The sequence below is a fragment of the Caballeronia temeraria genome (assembly GCF_001544795.2).
Lineage (GTDB): Bacteria > Pseudomonadota > Gammaproteobacteria > Burkholderiales > Burkholderiaceae > Caballeronia > Caballeronia temeraria.
On record NZ_FCOI02000025.1, the window covers coordinates 1 to 23,425 of the forward strand.

Below are 23,425 nucleotides of genomic sequence, written 5' to 3' on the forward strand. Positions count from 1 at the left end.
GCCATCAGCGTGCGCTTCAGGAGCAAACCGGACATTTCTAATGAGCCCAAACCGGACATTACTAAAAAGCCCTGACAAACCAAAACTTCGATAATTAAGATTATGTTAAATATAAGAAGCGGCGAGCAACGCAACCCCCTTGGTCCGCTCACCAGCCTCCATCACCGATTCCCCGTCAGCGCGAACTCCGTACCTCTCACGGCCTCCGCCAGATAATCGACGAACGAAGCGATGCGCGCCGAAATCGCCGTGTTCCGATAATAAACGGCACTAATCGGCTGTCTCACTTCCTGCGTGTGACGCGCGAGGATCTGCACCAGCTTGCCATCACGCCGGTCGCGCAACGTCATGAAATCCGACAGACACACGATACCCGCGCTTTCCAGCGCAAGATGCCGCAACGTCTCGCCGCTCGACGAAGCAATGGCCGGCGTGATTCGATACGGCTCGTTGTCGCGCTCCAGTAGCGGCCAGACATTCAGCGATTCCGGCTGCGTGAAACCGAGCAGCGAGTGATTCGCAAGTTCGTCCACCCGCTTCGGATGACCGTGCGCTTCCAGATACTGCGGCGTCGCGAGCACGCGAATCCGGCTGCTGCCGATCGGGCGGCTGTGCAGCGTCGAATCCTTCAACCTGCCGATGCGAATCGCGACATCGGTGCGACGCTCCAGCAGATCGATCACGCCCTCGTTGCTGTTCAGCTCCAGCTCGACATGCGGATAACGCTCGCGATATCCCGCGACGAGCGGCACGATCACGTGCAGCATGAAGGGCGTCGCGGCATCGACGCGCAACAACCCCGACGGGCGCTCGCGGCGCGCGGCGATCTGCTCTTCGGCGCTCTCGACCGCATCGATGATCTCACGCGCGTTCTGCAGGAAGCTCTTGCCCTCTTCCGTCAGCTCCAGGCGGCGCGTCGTCCTGCGCAACAAGGTTGTCTGCAGTTTCTCTTCGAGCCGTCCGAGCGTGCGGCTCGCGCCCGAAACCGTCTGATCCAGTTGCTCCGCCGCGGCCGTGATGGAGCCCGTGTCGACCACCGCGGCGAAGGTCTGAAGCTCGTCGAGCGTGACTTTCATCGTTGAGTTTTTTTCAAGAATGTTCCATTTATAAACCAGTCCTTTTGCAAGAGTAAAGCCGGCATGCGATATCGGCTAGGCTCTTTCGGCCAAAGCGTCGTTTTCAAAAGACGCGCGGCTTGCCGAGCAGCCCGCAAGACACTAAGAAATACTGAGTGAGCACTTGCGGCGTCGCGAGGGAAAGGAAGGTGCATGATGAGCAAGAACATCGTTTTCTGCGCGGATGGAACCTGGAACGGTCCGAACACCGACCACGACAACGACGGCATTCCAGATACCACCAACGTATTCAAGGCGTTTCTGCTGCTATCCGGCGAGCCGGATCCCGCGTCGACGCTGCTCGCCTCCGAGCAGGAAATCGCTGAGCCGGGACCGGACGGACAGGTCGCGAAATATCTGCATGGCGTCGGCGATTCACGCAACGTCATCACGAAGCTGCTGGGCGGCGCATTCGGCGATGGCATCATCGCGCGTATCGTGCGCGGTTATACCTTCGTGTCGCGCAATTACCAGCCGGGCGACCGCATCATCCTGATGGGCTTCAGCCGCGGCGCTTACACGGCGCGCGCGCTTGGCGGGATGATCGCGAGCGTCGGCCTGCTCGACACGAGCCGCTTCGACATCAACGATAAAGCGCTCGCGTATCGCATGGGCATTCTCGCGTGGCGCAAGTATCGCGAGTCGAGGCCGCCCGCGCACAATACCGGCGGCCTGAAGGGTCTGCTCGAAAAAATCGTCAATTTCGAGCCGTCGCTCGCGTTCACGACACTGCAGCCCGAAGACACCTTGCCCGTCGATGAAATCCGCGCCATCGGCGTATGGGATACGGTGGGCGCGCTCGGCATTCCGCTTTATCTCGACAGCGAGGACTCGACGGTCGATCTGTTCCGCTTCGCCGACACCGCGCTCAGTCCGAAGGTGAAGTTCGGCATTCACGCGATCAGCCTCGATGAACAGCGCGGCGACTTCACGCCGACCCTCTGGGATACGCGCGAAGGCGTCACGCAAGTATTGTTCGCGGGCGCTCACGCGGATGTGGGCGGCGGCTATCCGAATGGCGAATCGGGCCTCTCGGATATCGCCTGCGAATGGATGCTGAAACGTCTGGCCGATCCTGCCATCGGCGTGCGCCTGAAAACGCCGCCCTGGTCCTTGCAGCCGGATTTTCTGGGTATGTCCCATTCGCCGTGGACCGAAGCGCCCTTCTCGCTGCGTCCGTTCGGCCCGCGCGGCCCGTTCGCCTTTCCGCAGGACATTGGCGCGCATGTGTCGGTCGCGCAGCGCATGGGTCTCGTGATGGTGGCGGGCAAGCCGGTTCCGGTGCCCAATCCGTATCTGCCCGCCGTGCTCGGGACGGTCTTTACCGCGCACACGAACTGGATCACTTCCTGAAAACGCAGCGGGCCCGGGACTTTCGTTCCCGGGCCCGCTGTACTAGTGCCACTTCGCGCTCTTGTGACGATTACGTCCAATCACGTCCCACAGCTTGCGCGCCTGCTTCTGCGCCAACTTCGCGAGTTCCTCGTGGTGAGGTTCCGCATCGCCGGCGGGAGCGACCGTGGCGCCGCGTTTTGCGCGCCTGAACATATCGGCGAATCTCATCGCACTCTCCTTTCGCGGCAAGCACACCGCAAAAACAGTCTACTCCCGCTGGCGCATGCAGCGCACGGCTTCATCGACGATGCTTTCAAACCGCCGACGCGATGCTGCGCGGCTGCGTCAGCATCGCGGGCTGCAGGATTTCATCGAGTTGCAACTGGCTCAGCAGCCCCTTTTCGATGACGATCTGCGCCACGCTTTTTCCCGACAAAAGCGCTTCTTTCGCGACTTCCGTCGAATGCGTGTAGCCGATATACGGATTGAGCGCCGTCACGATGCCGATCGAGCTTTCGACGATCGCGCGCAGCCGGTCACGATTCGCGGTGATGCCGTCGATACATTTCGATGCCAGCGTGAGACATCCCGCGCGCAAGTGCGCGACGCTCTTGAAGAGGCTATGCGCGATGATCGGCTCGAACGCGTTGAGCTGAAGCTGACCTGCCTCGGCCGCGAAGCTCACGGTCACGTCGTTGCCGATAACTTCGAACGCAATCTGGTTGACCACCTCGGGAATCACCGGATTCACCTTGCCCGGCATGATGCTCGACCCGGCCTGCACCGGCGGAAGATTGATTTCGCCGAGCCCTGCACGCGGCCCGCTCGAAAGCAGACGGAGATCGTTGCACGTCTTCGAGAGCTTGACCGCCACGCGCTTGAGCACGCCCGACAACTGCACGAACGCGCCGACATCCTGCGTCGCCTCGACGAGATTCGGAGATGTCGTCAAAGCAATGCCGGTCACATCGCTCAGATGTCTGCACGCGAGCTGCGCGTATTGCGGATGCGTGTTGATGCCCGTGCCGATCGCCGTCGCGCCGAGATTGATTTCGCAGATCAGTTGAGCGGCTTCCTTCAGGCGCTCCTGGTCTTCGCCGAGCATCACGGCGAACGTGCTGAACTCCTGGCCGAGCGTCATCGGCACGGCGTCCTGAAGCTGTGTGCGGCCCATCTTCAGATCATCGGCGAATTCGATCGCCTTGCGTTCGAACGATGCGCGCAGCACGCCCATCGCATCGATCAGTTGCATGATTCCCGCGTAAGTGGCGATCTTCAACGCGGTCGGATAGACATCGTTGGTGCTCTGGCCGAGGTTCACATCTTCGTTCGGATGCAGCACGTGATACTCGCCGCGTTGATGGCCGAGATGTTCGAGCGCAAGATTCGCGATGACTTCATTCGCGTTCATGTTCGTCGACGTGCCCGCTCCGCCCTGAATGACATCGACGACGAAGTGCTCGTGCGCCGTGCCCGAGCGCACTTGCCTGCATGCCTGCACGATGGCCTGCATCTTCACTTCGCTCAGAAGGCCAAGGTCATGATTCGCGAGCGCGGCGGCTTCCTTCACGCTCGCCAGTGCATTGATGAGATTCGGGTAAGCAGAAATGGCGATGCCGGTGATAGGGAAATTCTGCAGCGCGCGCAGCGTGTGCACGCCGTAATACGCGGTGGCAGGCACGGCGAGATCGCCGAGAAGATCGTGTTCGATACGTTCAATAGGTGCAAGCATGGTGTCTCTCAGGTTCTGCTTCAGTCGATTGATGTAAGTTGGACCGCCGCCGATATCGCGTGGGCGACGCATTGCTTCGCGAGCACATCGGTCGGATCGACGATACTCACGCGCGCGCCATTCGCGCCGACGGCATGCGTCTCGCGCAGCAAGAGCGGCAGCTCGGTGCATCCGAGGATGACGACCTCGACGCCATCGGCGATGAGGCCGTCGATTGCCGCGGCGATGTGCTGCTGACATCGCCCGGTGGTGAATCCGGCTTTTACGCCTTCCTTGCCGTAGATCGCATCCATCACGCGCGTCTGCAGCGCCGGCGATGGAACGACTTGCCGCAAGCCCTGCGATTCGAGCGCTTTTTCGTAGACGCCGCTCGCGATCGTGCCCGTCGTCGCGAGCACGCCCACCGCTTCCAGCGATGGAAACGTCGCGCGCAGATAGCGCACCGTCGTCGTCAGCATGTTCACGATGGGAATGCCGAGGTAAGGCTGAATACGTTCGACGAACGCGTGCGCCGTATTGCACGGAATCGCGATGACATCCGCCCCGCCCGTTTCCAGCTTCTTGCAGGTCGCATAGAGCGAGATGGTCGGATCGGGGCCATCGCCGATGAGGTTTTCCGTGCGATCCGGAATCTGCGGATTCTGTTCGACGATCAGCTTGATATGGTCCTGATCGCGCGCCGCCGGCGTGGCACGCACGATCTTGTGAATGAAATCGACCGTCGCCGCCGGGCCGACGCCACCCACTACGCCGATCTTGAAGATCGTTTCGGGCGAACGATATTGCCCCGACACGACGTACTGCGCGTAAGCGAGATTCGAATCGACGAGCGGCACGCGCAATGCGCCCAACTCATCGGCGACGAGCGCGATCTCCGTGAGTCCCGGCACGATGACGTTGACGCCCTGCGCGATGAGATCGTCGCAAGCGTCGCGCAACAACGCAACCGGACGGCCGCGCAGGTTGCCGCTCTTCACGCCATCGCCGCCATAGATCGCTTCGGTGACGAGATCGACGCCGTCGATATCGCGCGGATAGACAACTTCGAATTCGGGCGATGCGAAATACTTCTCGAACAACCTCTTGCGCCGCGTATAAGCGGACGCGACCACGCCGATGCGGCGCACCGCCGGAAACTTTCTGCGCACGTGACTGCGAACGGCTTCGATCATATCGACGATCTGCAGCGGCGAATTGGCCTTCAACTCGTCGATGAACGTGTGACTGAGAAAGCACGGCAGCACGACCGTCGTGACGCCGCGCTTCTCGAAGCTGCGGATCAGATCGAAGATATAGAGCTTGCGCTGCGTGAGCGTCGCGCTGTCCGCGTCCGCACTTCGAAACGGCTGCTGCTCGAAGATCGCATCGAAATGCTCGGCGTCGCGCGTCGCGGGCGTCGACTTGATCAGCTTGAAGAAGACGTCCGCGCTCGCGAGCGGTCCGAATCCGCCGATCACACCGAATTTGCGCGCGTGCGCCATGTCCCTGCCGTTCATTTCGTCTCGCCTTCGAATTGGCCGAACGAAGGCGCGCTCATCGCGGCGCGGCGTTCCTGACGCGCGACGCGCTTGCCTTCCCACTTCGCGATGGCCGCCGTCGCGATGCTGTTGCCGATCACGTTCGTCGCCGTGCGGCCCATATCGAGAATCTGGTCGATGGCAAGCACGAGCACGACGCCCGATGGCGGCAAGTGGAACATCGGCGCCACGGCCGCAACGACCACCACCGAACCGCGCGCGACGCCCGCCATGCCCTTGCTGCTCAACATGAGCACGAGCAGCATCACGATCTGCGTGCCGATCGGCATGTCGATACCGAAGGCCTGCGCGATGAAGATCGTCGCGAATGCCTGATACATCATCGAGCCATCGAGGTTGAATGCGTAGCCGAGCGGCAGCGTGAAGCCGACCACTTTCTTGTCGACGCCGAATTCCTCGAGCTTCTCGGTCAGACGCGGATACGCGGCCTCGCTGCTCGCGGTGGAGAAGGCGAGCATCGCCGGCTCGCGGATCGACTTGAGCAAGGTCCAGATGGGCTTGCCGAGAAACGCGTATCCGGCGAGGATCAGCGCGGCCCACAAGAGCGCGAGCCCCGCATAGAAGCTCGCGACGAGCTTGCCGTATGTCGTGAGCACGTCGAGTCCGTGCACGGTGATCGCCGATGCAAGCGCGCCGAACACACCGATGGGCGCGAGGCGCATCACGTAGTCGGTCAGCTTGAGCATCGCGGGCACGAGCCCTTCCACGCCCGCGATCAGCGGCGCAACGCGCGCATCCGACTTGATCACACTGAGCACGATGCCGAACATCACGGAGAAGACGAGGATCTGGAGAATATCGTTGCGCGCCATCGCATCGATCAGGCTCGTGGGGAACGCGTGCGTCACGAAGTCCTTGAAGTTCAGGCCCGAGGTGTTGAGGCCGGTGGCGACGTCGGCGCTCGTCTGCGTCATGTGCAGACCCGCGCCGGGTTGCAGCAGGTTCGCGAGCACGAGACCGAGCGCGAGCGAGAACAACGAAGCGCACACGAACCATGCGATCGAGCGCAGGCCAATCCGGCGCACATCGCTCGTGCCTTCCATGCCGGCGAGCCCCGACACGAGCGTCGCAAAGACGAGCGGCGCGATGATCATCTTCACGAGCCGCAGGAAGATATCCGTGACGATGGAAAAGTAACCCGCGATGACCTTGGCCTGCTCGACATTCGCGGCCGTGCGATGACAGACATAACCGACAGCCACGCCGAGCAGCATGCCGATGAGGATATAAAGGGTAAGCCGATTTTTCATGTGTCTCCGTCCTGGGATGGCGCACGAACGGTCGGTCGCAACCGGCGCGCGCTCGGGAATGGCAGGCGCATCGAAGATCGATGCGCCGCTTTTTTGTGTCAGGACGGAATCTTAGGGAAGGCAGAAAAAACGTGAATGCTAGTGCTGCATACCGCTATGCAAGTTTCGCATAACGCGAAAATCGCTTCATTCGGCGGGCGCGGACGAAGCCCGCAGATGACGCCAGATCGTGTCGAGCAATTCGCTGCGATTGCCGAGATCGCGATACACACGCAATTCGAGCCCGAGCTGCCACTCGGCCCCGCCGGCGGCAACGAGATCGCCGGCATCCAGGTCGGCCGCGATCGAACTCTTCGGCAGCCACGCGATGCCCTCGCCTTCCAGCACGAGCTTCTTCACGACTTCGGCCATGTCGGATTCGTAATGCAGCCGTAAAGCGGGCGAGGCTTTCGATCGCTCCATCAACAATGCGAAGCAGCGGCCGAAGTAGCTCGTATCCGTATAGGCGATGAACGGCATCGGACGATCTCTCGCGCCGGGCAGACGATGCGTCGGCGCGAGCCGCTGATTGGGCTTGCAGACCGGCATGAACGTATCGACGCCGACGGTGACGTACTCGTATTTCTGCGGATCGAGATGCAGCGGCAACTGCGGATGGTGATACGCGAACATCAGCTCGCAATTGCCGTTGACGAGCATGAGGATCGAATCGTGGACGTTCGCCGGAATGACCCGCGCGCGCACTTCACCGGCATGCTTCGCGAGCGCGCGTAACCACGCGGGCAGAAAGTTGAGCGCGATGGTATGCCCCGCTGCGATCTGCAAACTCTTGCCCGCGATGCGTTGCTCGGTGCGGATGATGGCGCGCGTGTCGAACAGCTTGTCGAGGATGTCCGCGGCGGCGTCGCGGAATAGTTGTCCGGCGGGCGTGAGTGTCGGAGGAAACCCGCTGCGATCGACGAGATCGGCGCCGACCCATTGTTCGAGCGACTGGATGCGCCTGCTGAACCCCGACTGCGTGACGTTACGAAACTCCGCCGCGCGCGAGAAGCTTTGATAGCGGGCGAGCGCGATGAAATCCTCGATCCACTTGATTTCCATGAGCCATCCGTCGCGAGCCCTGAGTTTATGACTGTCGATAGAAGCGAGCGAGCCGCTCGCCTTCGATCAGTTCGCCGGACGCAGATACGTGAGCAACATCTCGAGATGCATCGCGGCAATCGCTTCCTGACGGCTTTGCTCTGCGTAATTGCGGCCGGTGAACATGTCGATGGTGAAGCGGTTGGACACGATGTAGTAGCCCATGCCGACGAGCGTCACATAGAAGTCGAGCGGATCGACGCCCTGACGGAACTGCCCCGCTGCCGCACCGCGCTCGAGCGTCGTGCGAAGCAGATCGACCACCGGCGAGATGGTCTCGCGCAAGTGGCTCGAGCGCTCCAGATAGCGTCCTTCGTGCAGGTTCTCGTTGTTGATGAGACTCAGCCACTGCGGGTTTTCCCGCAGATGCGCCCAGATCGACTGGGCGAGTTCGCGGATTGCATCGGCGGGTGGCAGGCCCGAGAGATCGAGGCCTTGCTCACGCTGCGAGAACTGTGCGTACATCGCTTCGAGCACGGCGACATACAGCCCTTCCTTGCTCGCGAAGTAGTAGTAGAGCATGCGCTCGTTCGTGCCCGCCGCCGTGGCGATGGCATCGACCCGCGCGCCGGCGAGCCCTAGCTTCGTAAACTGCTCAGTGGCGGCTTCGAGAATGCGCCGCCGGGTGCCTTCCGGGTCTCGTTTTACTCGTTGTTCGTTCATAGATATGCGACTACGGATCGGATTGCGCCTGTCATTTGATGTCTGACATTATGCCGATGGTGACGGCCCCGGGCATAGATCCGAGTATACGCATACTTCCTGCCTTGACGACGAGAAAATGAAACGCTAGCGAAATTGCCGCATCGATAAAAACGCGGTCAGTGCAACTTGACCCTTGGCGCGAGCAGACGCCCTAACCCGTGCGCCGCGATGCCGAAGACCGTTCGACCCAAGCCCGATACGGCGACAAGATGCTTCCGATAAAGCGCGGCGTACATCAGCTTCGCAATGAACCCTTCGACGAAGAGTTCAAGAGAAGAATCAGCCTGACCGAACCCGGCGAAATCTATGCGAAACGCGTACGAGAAAACCCCGAACGCCTCGAGCGCGACATGCTCGTCGCGATGGCCCGTCGCAGCGCAGGCGGCATTCTCGAACTCGCCGTGATTCCGACTTTCGCTACGCGCTGGCTGATCCCGCGTCTCCCGGCGTTTTATGCGCAGCACGATGACATCGTCGTGAATCTGACCACGCGGGCCGCTCCGTTTCTGTTCAAGGACACGCCCTTCGATGCCGCGATTCATTTCGGCGATCCCCTCTGGCCCGGTTCCGTGGCAAAGTATTTGTTCGGCGAGGAAATCACTGCCGTATGCAGTCCGCGATTGCTTGCCGGCAAAACGAAACTCACGCCACGGGATGTTGCTGGCTTTACGCTGCTGCATCAGTCGGCGCGTCCGGATGCGTGGCGGCAGTGGCTGGCCCAGGCGGCGTTGCATGACATCGACAGCATGAAGGGCCAGCGCTACGAGCTGTTTTCGATGCTCGTCGAAGCGGCCAAGGCCGGCCTCGGTATCGCGCTCGTGCCGCGATTTCTGGTTGCGCACGAACTCCGCGCGCGAGAGCTGGTAAGGCCTTTCGACTTGCCATTGCGGAGCGACAAGGGCTACTACCTCGTCTATCCCGAACGCAAGCAGAACTCTGCGCTGCTGAGAACGTTCGAAGACTGGCTGTTGACGACCGCACACTCGTACATAGAGACTCAGGAGTGGATACGACCATGCCACGGCTCGAACAGGCTCGACGTCTGCTTGCACTCGCCCAGACGGGATTGCACTATACGACCGGCGTTTTCGACAAGGAACGCTACGAGGAAATCGCCGCGATTGCGCATGAACAGATAGCCGAGATCGCCTCGATGGAAACGGGCAAGGTCGCTGAACTCTTCGCATTTGAGACGGGCTACGCGAACCCGAAGCTCGATGTCAGATGCGCGGTGTTCAACGCGTCCGGGCAGATCCTGCTCGTGCGCGAAGCAGCCGATGGACTGTGGTCCCTTCCCGGCGGCTGGGCCGACGTCGGTCTGTCGCCAGCGGAAAACGCCGCCAAGGAGGTGCGCGAGGAAAGCGGTCATACGGTCGATATCGTTCGCCTGCTTGCCGCGTGGGATACGGCGAAACATCCGCATCCACCATCGGTCTTTCACATCTGGAAGCTCGTTTTTCTCGGCGAGATCGTGCGTACCGGCGAAGTGATCGGCGTGGAAACCGATGCTGTCGAATTTTTCGGACTCGATGAGCTTCCGCCATTGTCGCTTGGCCGCATCATGCCGGATCAAATCCGGCGTCTGGATGCGTTGCGGCGTAGTGGCGAAGTGGACTTCGACTGAAAGCATATAGATGGCGAAGCTTTGAAATATGAAAAATGGCTAGGCGGTTAGTTGCATATCGATGCAACGACAAATAATTCGTCGTCCGAATCACTTCTCGAGCACAGCATTCCGATGCGCTGTCACCAGTTCCGCCATGCTGTTGAAGCGGAAGTCGATGTTCGGCTGAACGCCCGGATCCATCGTCGCGCCAAAGCCAGACTGCGCATGACGGCGATAAATCCAGCACGACGCAAGGCCGAAGTCGTTCGCGGGCTTATGATCGTGGAAGAGGCTTTCGGCTGTATGCAGGATGCGTTCTTTGCGGACGCCGCGTTCACTCAACTTTTCCAGCATGTATTCGAAATTGCGCGGCGAAGGCTTATACGATCCGACATCTTCCGCGGTATAGATGGCGTCGAATTCCACCTGTAGTCGCGCATTGCTATAGGCAAAGCTCTCGTTATCAACATTCGACAGAATCACGAGCTTGTAATGCTGTTTCAGATAGCGCAGCGCATCGGCGGAATCCGCGAATGCGGGCCAGTCTCGAATCGAACGGCCATAGGCAATACATTCTTCCTGCGTGAACGAGACGTCCCACTCTTCGGCGAGCCGCTTATACACAATAGCCAGCACGTCCTGATAGCGCTTCCCCGGCGTGTACCTCTGCTGCGACGACTCGTGCCGCGCATGAGCCTCCAGAACCTGATCGCGCGTCAATGCGGGCTTCACGCGATCCAATAGCGGGCGCAACGCTTGGAAAATCCCGGTTTCCCAGTCGATCAGCGTGCCATAGCAATCGAAGGTCAGCGTGTCGAAGTCGGTCAGTTTCACAGTCTCTCCTGTCAGTCGATGAAGACAATAGGGATTACAGCGTCCCGCACTCCGTGATATTACAAAACCGTGCGTTTTGGAGTATTCGTTACTTCGGGTTGGTGTATCGTCGGTTCATTGCTTTGGCTCGGAGCCGGCGACCCGTATCCTTATGATCTTACGATTCGATCAACCGCTTCACGCAATCGACTTCTTCAGATGCCCAACAACACACCCGAACCACAAGCCGTCTGTAATCCGATTTCCAGAAGCGCGATCTTCATCGTCGCCACCATCGCGCGCGGTGAAGGCAAGGCCGATGTCGTGCGCTCATGGTGCGGCGATATCGCAGCGCTGGTCCGCGCGGTCGGCACGCGCGCGCCGACCGCGAACCTGTCCTGCGTATGCGGCTTTAGCGCGGACGCCTGGGATCTGCTTTTCGGCGCCCCGCGCCCTGCTTCACTGCATCCGTTTCGCGAATTCGGCGCCGGCGACCGCCGCGCGATAGCGACGCCCGGCGATATCCTTCTGCATATACGCGCGGATCACATGGACCTATGTTTCGAGCTTGCATCGCAGATGCTCAACAAGCTCGGGGATGCGGTCACGGTCGTCGACGAAGTGCACGGCTTTCGATACTTCGATCTGCGCGACATGGTGGGCTTCGTCGACGGCACTGAGAATCCGACGGGCAAGAGCGCCGCGCAGTACACGATCATCGACGATGAAGATCCCGATTTCGCCGGCGGAAGTTATGTCATCGTGCAGAAGTATCTGCATAACCTGGATGCGTGGAATGGCCTCACGGTCGAGCAGCAGGAGCGGATCATCGGACGCGAGAAGTTATCCGATGTTGAACTCGACGAATCGATCAAGCCCTCGTGCTCGCACAGCTCGCTCACGACGATCGAAGAGAACGGCAAAGAAGTGAAGATCCTGCGGCATAACATGGCGTTCGGGCGTCCGGGCGCGAAAGAGTTCGGCACGTATTTCATCGGCTATGCGCGCACGCCCGCGCCGATCGAACAGATGCTCGAAAACATGTTCGTCGGCAGGCCGCCGGGCAATTACGACCGCCTGCTCGATTACAGCCGCGCGGTAACGGGCGGCCTCTTTTTCGTACCGTCCATTGATCTGCTCGACGAGCTTCCCGACAGGAACCCGAACGCCGGGCCATCTTCCGTCGACGATAGCCAGCGGGATGATACCCGCACGGGAACATTGAGCATTGGCTCACTCAGAGGAACATCACAGGATGAATAACTTGCATCGGGAACTCGCGCCGATTTCCGGCGCGGCATGGTCGCAGATCGAGGCCGAAGTCGCCCGCACCTTCAAACGCGCGCTCGCGGGCCGCCGCGTCGTCGACGTGAAGAGTCCCGGCGGCACCGCGCTGTCGGGCATCGGCACGGGGCATCAGACGAACGTCGCGTCGCCGAGGAAAGACGTCGGCGCGAAACTCTATGACGTGAAGCAGCTCGTGCAACTCACCGTGCCGTTCACGTTGCAACGCGAAGCAATCGACAGCGTCGAACGCGGCTCGAACGATGGCGACTGGCAGCCGGCCAAGACCGCGGCGAACGAACTGGCGCTCGCGGAAGACAGCGCGATCTTCGACGGCTTCGCCGCCGCCGGCATCACGGGCATTCGCGAAGGCAGTTCGAATGCGCCGACGTTCTTGCCCGCGGATGTCGCCGATTATCCGGCCGCGATCAGCCAGGCCCTCGAAAAGTTGCGACTTGCCGGCGTCGATGGTCCCTACTCCGTGCTGCTCGGCGCGGATGCCTATACCGCGCTCGCCGAAGCGAGCGATCAAGGCTATCCGGTCATTCAACACATCAAGCGCATCGTGAATGGCGATCTCGTATGGGCGCCCGCGCTACAAGGCGGCTGCGTGCTCTCGACACGTGGCGGCGATTATGAACTGCATCTCGGACAAGACTTGTCGATCGGCTATACGAGCCATACCGACACTGCTGTGCAACTCTATCTGCGCGAAACACTCACATTCCTGATGCTGACGAGCGAGGCTTCCGTTTCCATCGCAGCGGGTGAATAGCGGCATCGGACAAAACTTTCCTTTCATGGAGCACGATCATGCCCAGCCAACAAAGCGGCTTGAGCGACGAGTTCATTGCAAAGCAGCGCGAGCGCCTTCTCGCGTTGAAACGTGTATTGCTCGGTAACGAGGAAGGCACCATAGCGGCTGAACGTCGATTGCAGGAAGAGCACGGTTCCGAAGCCGAAGAGTATGAGGACGACGCGCAACGCATGGAGCAGGACATCGCGAATCAGGCGTTGCGCAACGTGAACGATGGACGCATCGGCGATATCGAACGCGCGTTGCAGAAGATCGCTGAAGGCACGTATGGGCTTTCCGATGAAAGCGGTGCGCCCATTCCGAAAGCGCGCCTCGAGGTCATGCCTGAAGCCACGCTCACCGTGGAAGAAGCGGAAAAGCGCGAAGCGGGCCAGTGACGCTGCGCTCATTGCAAAAAGCCGGTCAAGCATCTTTCTGGTCGACCTGATAATCTCGTGCGAATTCATCTTGAAGGACTTTTAGCATGAGCGCATCGACCGAATATGTGCCGCCAGCCGTGTGGACCTGGACCAAAGAAAGCGGCGGACAGTTCGCCAATATCAACCGGCCGATTTCCGGTCCGACGCACGAAAAGGCGCTGCCTGTCGGCCGACATCCGTTGCAGCTCTATTCGCTGGCCACGCCTAACGGCGTGAAAGTCACCGTGATGCTCGAAGAGCTGCTTGCGCTCGGTCATCCCGGTGCGGAGTACGATGCATGGCTCATTCGCATCGGCGACGGCGATCAGTTCGGCAGCGGCTTCGTCGAAGTCAATCCAAATTCGAAGATTCCGGCGCTCGTGGATCGCAGCGGCGCGACGCCCGTTCGCGTCTTCGAATCCGGTGCGATCCTGCTTTATCTCGCGGAGAAGTTCGACGCCTTCGTGCCGACGGATCCGGCCAAGCGCGCCGAGTGCCTGTCATGGCTTTTCTGGCAGATGGGTAGCGCGCCCTATCTCGGCGGTGGTTTCGGGCACTTCTATGCTTACGCGCCGAGCAAGATGGAATATCCGATCGATCGTTTCGCAATGGAAGTGAAGCGTCAACTCGACGTGCTCGATAAACGTCTCGCCGATAGCATTTATATTGCCGGCGACGAATACACGATCGCCGATATCGCGATCTTTCCGTGGTACGGCGGCCTGGTGAACGGCTGGCTGTACAACGCCGCCGAGTTCCTCTCCGTGCATCAATATAAGCACGTTCGCCGTTGGGCCGAGACGATCGGCGCGCGCGCCGCCGTGCAGCGCGGCCGCATGGTGAACCGGACATTCGGTGAGCCGTCGAGCCAGTTGCACGAGCGTCATGATGCCGCCGATTTCGACACGAGCACGCAGGACAAAGTGTCGTCGGGAAAGTGAGTCATGGCTTCGGCGCGCCGCCTCCCGTTTCGCAGGTGCGCCGATGTCTTGGAGATGCATAAAAAAATAATAACGTCATCCTTTTTTCATAAATAGTGCTTTCATTGCGGTGCGCAAAAACTGGATTGACGCCGCCCCGCCGATGCTGTCACGATTCGTAGGCCATACGAATCCATAACATTCCTCACTCTTTTTCGTGTGACGAATAGCGGATCGTTCGCGCGATAATTGATTGCAGCGCCCTTAAAACGTGATAGCCGAGACACGGGAGAACGTCCATGCTGAACGCTCGGGTTGGCGCCAGATCCGCGGAAAACGTCCGGATCATCGCGGCTTTGCTCATGCTGGTCGCCGCAGGATTTCTCGCGATTCGCATGGTCATCATCTATCACTATTCCCAGAGCTATTCGGTCGATCATCCGAAAGCCTTCAGCGATTTCAATTTCTACTATTACGCGTTCAGCACCGTGCTGAATTCGCCGCACGATCCGTCGCTGATCTATAACAACGAGCATCTGGTTGCTTATCTGTCGACGCTCGGCGCCAATCTGGACGACATCCTGATCTATTGTTATCCGCCGCAGTTCGCGCTGATCTTTTCGCCATTCGCGCTATTGCCGTCGTTCGACGCGAAACTCGCCTGGGTCGCGATGTCGGTCGTGCTGTGCATCATCGGCGCTGTGCTGCTTGCGAAAATGGCCTATCGCGGCGAAGACAAACGCGTGACCGCGCTGCTCATCGGCGTGACGATGTTGAGCTTTCCCGTTCTGCATGACGCATATCTCGGGCAATCGAACCAGCTTCTTTTCTTTCTTCTCGTCACGCCGTTCTTTCTGATCGAACGTGGAAATCGCTGGCTCGCAGGACTCTTTCTCGCCTTCGCCGTTGTTTTCAAGGTGACGCCGCTCGCGATCGTCGGCCTGCTGCTATTGCGACGCGAATGGCGCACGGTGATATCGACAGGCGTCTGGGCTATCGCGATCACGCTCTTCACCGCGAGCCGGCTCGGCTTTCGCGTGATCTGGCAATATCTCACCGTCGAGATCGGACGGGCGCAGACGTACATCCTGGGCGCGGGCGGCTTGCCGGGCAATAGCTCGGTGCGCGGCGCATTGCAGACGATATCCGAAAAGCTCGGCACGCCCGCGTCCGAAGCGACGCTCCACGCAACATCGACGATCTTCGCCGCGATCATCTGTGTGTTCGCGTGCTACCTCGTTTTCTTCCGCAGCCGCGACAAGCGCATGGACTACGCGCTCGCATGCATGACGATGCTGCTCGCCGCGCCGATCCTCGAACCCATCCATATGGTCGTCGCGTTGATCCCGCTCGTGATACTTCTCGGCACATCGCTGGAACATCGCGATCTGCGGCTGTCCGCGATAACCCCTCGCATCGAGATGCTGCTTCTCGCGATTGCCGTGCTCCTGCTGTTCTTCATGGAGCGATCCGCGATGTACACCGTCTCCGCGCTGATCACCTACGTGCTGTGCGTCGCGCGCTATTTTGCGCCTGCCACATCGGTTCAGCGCAGCCTGCGCGCGGAATCGGGGGCCTTCGAATCGCGCGCCTGACGAACACCCGGCGATGCCTTCGGTTCGAGAAGCGGCCCGATGCCGAAGGTGCCATATCCGCTAAGCGGCAGCGCCCGGCGTCGAAAACGAAGCAACGCCCGGTCAATTCAAAGACTTAACGCGGCCATCAGTTTTGTTTATCGCATTTTCGATCGCAATTTTAACGAGGGTTGCGTGAAAGTCTCCGCCTCCCATCACGCAGAGTTCCGTCCAGCAAGGGCGTGACGCGTGCTCATGCGCTGCCGCGCTGTTAGCCATCTGAATCTTCCCACTGGTTAACCCTTTCTTTTTTGCCCTCCGTGATCGGCGTACGTTCGCACCAGCGGTGCAATGGCCTGTGCAACGCGCAACAGAATGAGCAACGCAGGCGCGAGCGCGCCGGCCGTCGCATATGTCGGCAGAAAGCCGATGCCGACCGTGCCGACGCCCATGATCACGAGCGTCGCGACGAGCACCTTCTTGCGGCCGCCCCTGTCGCCGAGATGGCCGAACACGAGCGCCGATGCGGTCGAGTAGATATAAAAGTCAGACCGCGGGGCCATGCCTGAAGCGAGACCACGAGATCACGCGGTAGAAACGCTGCGGCACGTCTTTACCGTCGTAGAAACGCCTGCGCTCAAAACCATAAACAGAAGAAGGCAGCATTCGAATTCTTGCCATACGCAAGATGTTTTTTCTGCTGTCGGGTTTACATCAACATCAGAACAAAGTAACCTTTCCCCGCTGACTTAATCCCGGTAGCACTTGCCCAGGGGCGTGCATCTATTCGCGCCATCGTCAGAAAATTTGACGTCACCGAAGATCAATTGCTGCACATGTTACCGATGATCCGCGCGAACTTGATTCGCGAATCATCGCCATCGAGCGCCAGCCCTTCCGCATGCACGTGAAACGCGTGCGCGGATTTGCTTCAGTGCATCTGCGCTGTCTTGCTCCCGTTGCACTGATGTCTTGCGGTTCAGCTTTCATATTGTTGCCGCAATTCGGAATACTAACGACAGAGGGAATTACTCCGGGTTTGCAACCGGCGTGCGAATACCCTTTAGCCATACTAAATGTCATGAAGATCAGATTTCTTTCTTTCCCTCCAAAGTCAATCGTGGCGGCGATTGCCGCGAGCATGGTGCTGGTGGCGTGCGGCGGCAGCGACAACCCCGCCGACACCGCCGCGACGGACAAGAGCGCCGCGGCGCCGAAATCCACCGCAAAGGCGGCGAGCGGCAACGGCTCAATCTTCTACGGCGTGAACGGCCATAACAGCAACGGCGGCGCATACGACACCACCAGCGTGCAGACGCAGATTACGCAATTGCAAGAGCTGGGCGCGACGATCTATCGTAATGACGTGTACAGCCAGACTTCAGCGAACATGGTCGCGGGTATTGCGAAGTCGATGGAGGAAGCCGGCATCACCATGTATCCGGTGATGCTCATGAACCTCAACTACAACAGCGAGGACGAAGCCTACGACGCCGGCTTCAAACTAGGCCAGCAAACCGCCAACAGTTACCACTACAAGTATTACGAAGTGGGCAACGAACTGGAGGCGAAGGCGCTCATCGGCAATGTCGACGGCACCGTCTGGTATCAGTACAACAACTGGTCGTACATGCTCGCGCGTGGCGCGATTCGCGGATTGATCGCAGGCGTGAAGTCCGTCGATGGTTCGGCGAAGATCGTGCTGGGCGGCACGTGGCTGCACACTGCGTTCTTCCAGATGCTCGCCGACGGTTCGCAGCCCGACGGCACGTGGGGCCATCCCGCCGTCAGTTGGGACGTCACGTCGTGGCACTGGTATTCGAGTCAGGGAGACATGACACACGCCTGCGGCGGCACCGGATGCCACGACGTCCTGCAGTTCCTGCATGACATGGGCAAGCCGGTCTGGATCAACGAGTTCGGCGTGCGCCCCGACTTCGGCTCGTATGGCCAGATCGCGACCTACATGACCGGCAGCCTGATGATGACGCAGTTCGCGAGCCTCGCGTCGAAGTACAACATCCAGTCGATTCAGGCATTCCAGCTTTATGACGATAGCGAAGGCGCATACGGTCTGCTCGAAGGCGACGGCCTCACGAAGAAAGCCGCGTATTGGGCTTACAAAGACTTCGTGCAGAGCCACCCGATGTAATCATCGCGGTAAGAAACGGAAAGGCGGGCGCGTTCAAGCTGCGGCGCGGACGTGCCGTTATCGCGGCTTTGCGAAACCGGATGACGAGGAGGCCCGCGATGCAGATCAACAGTGCCACCACGGCCGCCTACACGCTCGCCGACAAGCCCTCGCCGCGCCGCCCCGCCCCTGCCGGCGACACGGCGGAGGTCACGCAAGACACATCCGCCGACGCCGCTGCGGCACCACAATCCGACCCGCCGTCATCGATGAAATCATTCGCCTATGGCGCGCTCGGCCTCGAACGCCCCGAATTGCAAGCGACCGACACGAATGGCTTCTATACCGCGGGCAAATGGGTGGCGGCGGCGGCGACCATCGGCGGCATCGTGTCCTTGTTCGTCTGAATTAATACCTGGGAATAACTTGCCGGATTGGCGCGCTGCTCCGCCTATCGAATGGCGAGGCATCGCGGGAAGATTGCGCTGCGTGATGATCACATCCGACACGCCGCACATCTTCCTTCGACACTACGCCCGGTCATGCAAGCTTCGTCTTCACTCGAATTCCGCCTTCGTGGCCACACGCCCGCAGTGCGCCCGGCCATCGTGCGTTAGCCCGGCGACGCTCTGAACATGTTCAGCAAGCTCATCGCCAGTGCGCTCCTTGCCTTCGGTGCGGGCACGCTTTCCGGTTGCACATGGACGCTGATCACCGCCGCCGATGCCGCCGGCTCGCTCGTGCAGGCGGGCTTCACGGTCGCGTCGAACTATTCGTCGCCGACATCGGTGACGGGCTCGCCCGCTGCGCTGCAATCGGTGTGCATCGAACTGAATCAGAGCGTCGCGACAGGCGACTTCGTGCCCGCGCTGCAAGTCGCCTTGCAGCGGCGCGGCGTGAATTCGGCGGTCTACAACCCCGGCACGTCCCCGCCCGGTTGCGAAGCGATGTTCGTCTATGGCGCGACCACGAACTGGGACAAGCGCGCGTTCAGCGGCGAACCGGTCTCGTATCTGTCGACGATCGATCTGACGATCGTGCGGCAAGGACAGATTCTCGTCACCGCGCGCTATGACACCAACGGCCTGAACGTCGACCGATTCGCCAGCGCGCGGCAAAAGCTCGATGCGCTGGTCGACCGTATGGTGGTGTCCCGCACACAGTAGCGCGCGCTTTCCTTACGGCATCTTTCCGATGCCATTTCACGCGTGGAACCGGTGCTAATCTGCCGACGCTGTAGTTGTTGACCGATCCCTCTTGCGGCTCGCCATTGTTCTTCTGGCGGGCCGTCTTTTTTTAATCACACGATTTCGCTGGACTGCTCCGATAACGGTTGTGCGTAGCATGCGCGCAATCCTGCGTCGGTGTTCTGGAGCACAAAACGAGCGCCGCTGCGCCGCGCCGTTTCCGACACGATGGAAAGACCGAGACCGCTGCCCATCGTGCGCGTGCCGGGAATGCGATAAAAAGGCTCGAGCACACGGGACAGCTCGTCGTCGGGAATGCCCGGTCCCGAGTCCTTCACCTCCAGCAGCAATTCACGTCCGCTCAATGTGACGGACACATCCACTCTGCCGCCCTGCGGCGTGTATCGCACCGCGTTGTCGACGAGATTGCGCAATACGACCGCCAGCGCGGGGGCATCCGCGATCACGTCGACATCGTCGACACGATCGAGCCCGAGATCGACGTGCTTGTCCTGCGCCAGGTTCACCGACTGGATCACGACATCCGTCGCGAGTTCTCGCAGCGATATGACCGATGGCTTCATCGACGAACCATGCTGCGAACGTGCGAGCGCGAGCAACTGTTCGACGAGGCGCGCAGTGCGCCGTATCGCGGCGTGAAACGAGACGAGCCGCTCGCGTGCGACGACCGCCGTGTCCGCCGCGCTCAGATGCTCCGCCTGCAAGGAAAGCGCCGCAAGCGGAGAACGCAGCTCGTGCGCGGCATCGGCGATGAAGCGGCGCTGCTGGGTCATCGCCTCCTTGAGCCGGCCGATCAGCCGGTTGATCGACGTGACGAACGGCAGCAACTCGTTAGGGATGTCCTTGTCGGACAGCGCATCGAGTGTTGCATCGTCCTGCAGGTCCACGACGCTTGCGAGACGGCGCACCGGCAACAGCATCCGGCGCACCAGAAAGACGACCAGCGCGACCAGGACGGGCGTCAGCGCGAGCATCGGCAGGAGCGTGCGCATTGCGCCGTCGCGGGCGATTTCGTCGCGGATCATCGACAGCTCCGCGACCGCGATCCGGTCGCCCGAATGCAGCGTGCGCACATCGACACGCCAGCGTTTGCCGTGCGCTTCGAGGTTATGCAGCCCGTCAGGCAGCGTCGCCGGAACGATGATCGGCGTGGCGGCATTCTCGCCTTCCGAAGGGTGTCCCAGCCGCGCGATGACGAGCCGCACGTCCGAATCGCGACTGCCCTGCCACGCGACGGCGTTCGCGTCCAGAACGAGCTTTTTCGCGTCGATCAATGCGCCGATCTCGCCGAGATGACCGTCCTGCAGCCGGTTCGCTTCGTGATAGGCCGCGGCGAACGACGCCGCCCCCGCGATCACGCTCAACGCCACGACGACGCAGACGATCCACCACGTGAGCCGCGCAGTCATGGAGCGGTGCGTGCGACTTTGATGCGTATCCATTCGATATCTCTTTTTTAGGTATCGCAGGGTTCTGTTTTTCAGGCGCAGGAAGGAATGCTAGCATCGCCGTGGATAGAATCTATTTTTAAGTGGTCGGACCAGTGAGGCGCGCCATGCTCGTAGAGAATCAGGAAGATGCCCTGCAGATCGCCGATGTCGTCGCCGGACGCATCGAGAGCCTGATCGTGGACGGTGTGCTCAAACCCGGTCAGGCACTGCCTTCGGAGCGGCGTCTCACGGCGAAGCTCGGCGTATCGCGCTCGGCGGTGCGCGAAGGACTGAAGGTGCTGCGCACGCGCGGCATCATCGAGACTTCGCACGGACGCGGCTCGTTCGTCGCCGCACTGACGACGCAACCGGCACTCACGCCGATGATGCATCTGCTCGGCTCGCAACCGCGCACGCTCTATGACATCTTCGAAGTGCGCGAAATGCTCGAAGCCGAATCGGCGCGGCTCGCGGCGCTGCGCGGCACGCAGGCGGATTTTTCCTTGATCACGCGTCGATATGAAGAAATGCTCGCAGCAAACGAAAGCGACGTGGCCGAATCGACACGCGCGAGACTCGACTACAACTTCCATCTCTCGATCTGCGAGGCATCACACAACCCGGTTCTCGTGCACACGCTGAGTTCGTTGACGGATCTGCTGCTCAGTACCGTCTTCGCGTCGGTTAACAACCTCTACCATCGCGAGGCGCAAAAGCGCGTCATCGACAAGCAGCACGCCCGTCTCTACAAGGCGGTGCTCGGCAAGCAACCGGAGCAGGCGCGCCGTGCCGCGAGCGCGCACATCACCACGACGACCGCGTGCATGCGCGAGATCGAGGCGGAAGAACAGCGCCTGGTGCGCGCCACGCTGCGCCTGAAAGGTTGGGCATGACGCCAGCGAAGCGCACGAGCGCACAATCGTGCGCAAGCGCGGGCGCGCGCATCGGCATTGGATCATCCGTGAATTCACGCCTGGCACGAGAAAAATAACTGGTAGGACCAGTGGTTTGACGTCTCGACAGTCTCTTACTGGCACGGAACAATGCGCAGCAGCAAAGCCAGTAGCGGCATGAAGCCGCACGATTCAGGAGACTCACGATGAACCCAAACAGCCCGTCCGCAACCACCGCGTTCGAAAACGCGACTTATGCGAAAGTAACCTGGCGCCTCTTGCCCTTTCTATTCATCTGCTATGTCGCGGCCTATCTGGACCGCGTGAACGTGGGCTTCGCGAAGTTGCAGATGCTCAACGATCTGAAGTTCAGCGAGTCGGTGTATGGGCTCGGCGCGGGGATCTTCTTCATCGGCTATTTCATCTTCGAGGTGCCGAGCAATGTCTTGCTGCATCGCGTGGGCGCGCGCGTGTGGATCAGCCGCATCATGGTGACGTGGGCGCTCGTGTCGGCCGCTTCGCTCTTCGTGACGACACCCGCGATGTTCTACACGTTGCGCTTTCTGCTCGGCGTCGCGGAGGCCGGGTTTTTCCCGGGCATCGTGCTGTATCTGACGTACTGGTTCCCGGGCACGCGGCGCGGCCGCATGAACGCGCTCTTCATGATCGGCATTCCGGTGGCGGGTGTGGTCGGCGGGCCTTTGTCGGGCTGGATCATGCAGGCGTTCAACGGCGTTCACGGTCTCTCGAACTGGCAATGGCTCTTTCTGCTAGAAGCGGTGCCATCGCTCGTGCTCGGCATCATGACGCTGTTCATGCTGCCCAACGGCATTCGCGCGGCAGCGTGGCTGAACGAGCAGGAAAAGCAGCTTCTCGAAGAGCACATCGCGCGCGAAGCGCCTGCCGGCGCGGATCATTCGCTGAAGCACGTCGTGTCGAACGGCCGTGTCTGGCGTCTCGCCGCAATCTACTTCTGCTGCATGATGGGCCTCTATGGCGTGAGCTTCTATCTGCCGACGCTCATCAAGACGGCGGGCGTGAAAGACGCGCTCGACGTCGGCCTCTTCACCGCGATTCCCTATGCAGTCGCGATGGCGTCGATGATTCTCGTCGCGCGTTCCTCCGACCGTCGCAACGAGCGCCGCTGGCATCTCGCGCTGGCTGCCGTCGCCGCCGCGGCAGGCTTCTATGCAAGCACGCTCCATACGGGCAATCTCGCGCTCGCACTGGTCACGCTCTCGGTCGGCACGGCGGGCGTGTTGTCGATGATGCCGGTATTCTGGACCTATCCGAGCAGCGTGCTGACCGGCACCGCCGCCGCGGCGGGTATCGCGATGATCAATTCGATCGGCAATCTCGCGGGCTTCGTCAGTCCGTCGATCATCGGCTGGATGAAGGACGTCACGCACAGCACGAACGCCGGGCTGGTTGTCGTGGCGGCGGCGCTCGTCGTCGGCGCGGTGCTGACGCTCACGCAGCGCGCGGCGGCAACGACGCATGCGGAGTCTTCGCCTTCGGAACCGCGCCGCGCGTGAG

General features: G+C 60.7%; 21 protein-coding genes and 2 pseudogenes. 13 read left to right on the plus strand and 10 right to left on the minus strand.

What is annotated here, in order from left to right:
- Positions 1-161: 161 nt before the first annotated feature.
- On the minus strand, positions 162-1,076 hold the full coding sequence (locus AWB76_RS27830; RefSeq protein ID WP_061163356.1) for a LysR family transcriptional regulator: 915 nt from the start codon (positions 1,074-1,076) through the stop codon (positions 162-164).
- A 192-nt stretch (positions 1,077-1,268) separates the two neighbouring features.
- Between AWB76_RS27830 and AWB76_RS27835 the strand changes: the two genes are divergently transcribed.
- Positions 1,269-2,468 (plus strand): T6SS phospholipase effector Tle1-like catalytic domain-containing protein, encoded by a 1,200-nt coding sequence (locus tag AWB76_RS27835; RefSeq protein WP_244173474.1) that lies wholly within the window; start codon positions 1,269-1,271, stop codon positions 2,466-2,468.
- Between the two features lie 42 nt (positions 2,469-2,510).
- Here AWB76_RS27835 and AWB76_RS41710 read toward each other — a convergent pair whose 3' ends face one another.
- The 6 genes from AWB76_RS41710 to AWB76_RS27860 form a co-directional block, all read right to left on the minus strand.
- Entirely contained in the window at positions 2,511-2,678 is a 168-nt protein-coding gene (locus AWB76_RS41710) for a hypothetical protein (RefSeq protein ID WP_167357792.1), read from the minus strand.
- An 85-nt stretch (positions 2,679-2,763) separates the two neighbouring features.
- A complete protein-coding gene (gene aspA / locus AWB76_RS27840; RefSeq protein ID WP_061163357.1) occupies positions 2,764-4,182 on the minus strand; it encodes an aspartate ammonia-lyase in 1,419 nt (472 codons plus the stop codon).
- Positions 4,183-4,202: 20 nt separating this feature from the next.
- Positions 4,203-5,678 carry a cysteate racemase gene (gene cuyB / locus AWB76_RS27845; RefSeq protein WP_061163358.1) on the minus strand — a complete coding sequence of 492 codons (1,476 nt, stop codon included), beginning with the start codon at positions 5,676-5,678 and terminating at the stop codon, positions 4,203-4,205.
- Positions 5,675-6,970 carry a dicarboxylate/amino acid:cation symporter gene (locus AWB76_RS27850; RefSeq protein ID WP_061163359.1) on the minus strand — a complete coding sequence of 432 codons (1,296 nt, stop codon included), beginning with the start codon at positions 6,968-6,970 and terminating at the stop codon, positions 5,675-5,677. The genes cuyB and AWB76_RS27850 overlap by 4 nt, the downstream gene beginning before the upstream one ends.
- Positions 6,971-7,156: 186 nt before the next feature.
- A complete protein-coding gene (locus tag AWB76_RS27855) occupies positions 7,157-8,071 on the minus strand; it encodes a LysR substrate-binding domain-containing protein (protein WP_061163360.1) in 915 nt (304 codons plus the stop codon).
- Between the two features lie 66 nt (positions 8,072-8,137).
- Complete coding sequence (locus AWB76_RS27860; RefSeq protein WP_061163361.1) at positions 8,138-8,773, minus strand: TetR/AcrR family transcriptional regulator; 636 nt, start codon at positions 8,771-8,773, stop codon at positions 8,138-8,140.
- Positions 8,774-9,177: 404 nt separating this feature from the next.
- Between AWB76_RS27860 and AWB76_RS27865 the strand changes: the two are divergent.
- Together AWB76_RS27865 and AWB76_RS27870 are read left to right on the plus strand one after the other, a co-directional pair.
- Positions 9,178-9,729 (plus strand): annotated as a pseudogene (locus AWB76_RS27865) (LysR substrate-binding domain-containing protein); the annotation flags it as partial.
- Between the two features lie 101 nt (positions 9,730-9,830).
- Complete coding sequence (locus tag AWB76_RS27870; RefSeq protein ID WP_061163362.1) at positions 9,831-10,439, plus strand: NUDIX hydrolase; 609 nt, start codon at positions 9,831-9,833, stop codon at positions 10,437-10,439.
- A gap of 90 nt (positions 10,440-10,529) precedes the next feature.
- Here the strand turns inward: AWB76_RS27870 and AWB76_RS27875 are convergent, their stop codons facing one another.
- The gene (locus AWB76_RS27875) at positions 10,530-11,255 is read right to left on the minus strand and encodes a haloacid dehalogenase type II (RefSeq protein ID WP_061163363.1); all 726 of its coding nucleotides are present in this window, start codon (positions 11,253-11,255) and stop codon (positions 10,530-10,532) included.
- A gap of 198 nt (positions 11,256-11,453) precedes the next feature.
- On the opposite strand from AWB76_RS27875, the gene AWB76_RS27880 reads away from it, so the two are divergent.
- The 5 genes from AWB76_RS27880 to AWB76_RS27900 all read left to right on the plus strand — a co-directional run bounded on the left by AWB76_RS27880 (position 11,454) and on the right by AWB76_RS27900 (position 16,248).
- Entirely contained in the window at positions 11,454-12,497 is a 1,044-nt protein-coding gene (locus tag AWB76_RS27880; protein ID WP_061163364.1) for a Dyp-type peroxidase, read from the plus strand.
- Positions 12,490-13,293, plus strand: coding sequence for a family 1 encapsulin nanocompartment shell protein (locus AWB76_RS27885; protein WP_061163365.1), 804 nt, complete (start codon positions 12,490-12,492; stop codon positions 13,291-13,293). Before AWB76_RS27880 ends, AWB76_RS27885 begins: the two co-directional genes overlap by 8 nt.
- Before the next feature lie 38 nt (positions 13,294-13,331).
- A complete protein-coding gene (locus AWB76_RS27890; RefSeq protein WP_061163366.1) occupies positions 13,332-13,712 on the plus strand; it encodes a TraR/DksA family transcriptional regulator in 381 nt (126 codons plus the stop codon).
- 86 nt (positions 13,713-13,798) lie between these two features.
- A complete protein-coding gene (gene yghU / locus AWB76_RS27895) occupies positions 13,799-14,674 on the plus strand; it encodes a glutathione-dependent disulfide-bond oxidoreductase (RefSeq protein ID WP_061163367.1) in 876 nt (291 codons plus the stop codon).
- A 341-nt stretch (positions 14,675-15,015) separates the two neighbouring features.
- Complete coding sequence (locus tag AWB76_RS27900; RefSeq protein ID WP_082864553.1) at positions 15,016-16,248, plus strand: glycosyltransferase family 87 protein; 1,233 nt, start codon at positions 15,016-15,018, stop codon at positions 16,246-16,248.
- Positions 16,249-16,574: 326 nt separating this feature from the next.
- On the opposite strand, the pseudogene AWB76_RS40495 reads toward AWB76_RS27900, so the two are convergent.
- Positions 16,575-16,745 (minus strand): annotated as a pseudogene (locus AWB76_RS40495) (MFS transporter); the annotation flags it as partial.
- Positions 16,746-17,347: 602 nt separating this feature from the next.
- Here AWB76_RS40495 and AWB76_RS27910 point away from each other — a divergent pair.
- From AWB76_RS27910 to AWB76_RS27920, 3 genes are all read left to right on the plus strand, one after another.
- Positions 17,348-18,379 (plus strand): lipopolysaccharide biosynthesis protein, encoded by a 1,032-nt coding sequence (locus tag AWB76_RS27910; RefSeq protein ID WP_341845313.1) that lies wholly within the window; start codon positions 17,348-17,350, stop codon positions 18,377-18,379.
- A 98-nt stretch (positions 18,380-18,477) separates the two neighbouring features.
- A complete protein-coding gene (locus tag AWB76_RS27915) occupies positions 18,478-18,765 on the plus strand; it encodes a hypothetical protein (RefSeq protein WP_061163371.1) in 288 nt (95 codons plus the stop codon).
- 228 nt (positions 18,766-18,993) lie between these two features.
- Entirely contained in the window at positions 18,994-19,524 is a 531-nt protein-coding gene (locus AWB76_RS27920) for a hypothetical protein (protein WP_061163372.1), read from the plus strand.
- 134 nt (positions 19,525-19,658) lie between these two features.
- Here AWB76_RS27920 and AWB76_RS27925 read toward each other — a convergent pair whose 3' ends face one another.
- Positions 19,659-21,008: an ATP-binding protein gene (locus AWB76_RS27925; RefSeq protein WP_244173476.1), complete on the minus strand. Its 1,350-nt coding sequence runs from the start codon at positions 21,006-21,008 to the stop codon at positions 19,659-19,661.
- A 113-nt stretch (positions 21,009-21,121) separates the two neighbouring features.
- Here AWB76_RS27925 and glcC point away from each other — a divergent pair, with 113 nt between their 5' ends.
- Together glcC and AWB76_RS27935 are read left to right on the plus strand one after the other, a co-directional pair.
- Complete coding sequence (gene glcC, locus AWB76_RS27930; protein WP_061163373.1) at positions 21,122-21,889, plus strand: transcriptional regulator GlcC; 768 nt, start codon at positions 21,122-21,124, stop codon at positions 21,887-21,889.
- A 206-nt stretch (positions 21,890-22,095) separates the two neighbouring features.
- Complete coding sequence (locus AWB76_RS27935) at positions 22,096-23,424, plus strand: MFS transporter (protein WP_061163374.1); 1,329 nt, start codon at positions 22,096-22,098, stop codon at positions 23,422-23,424.
- Position 23,425: the final 1 nt, after the last annotated feature.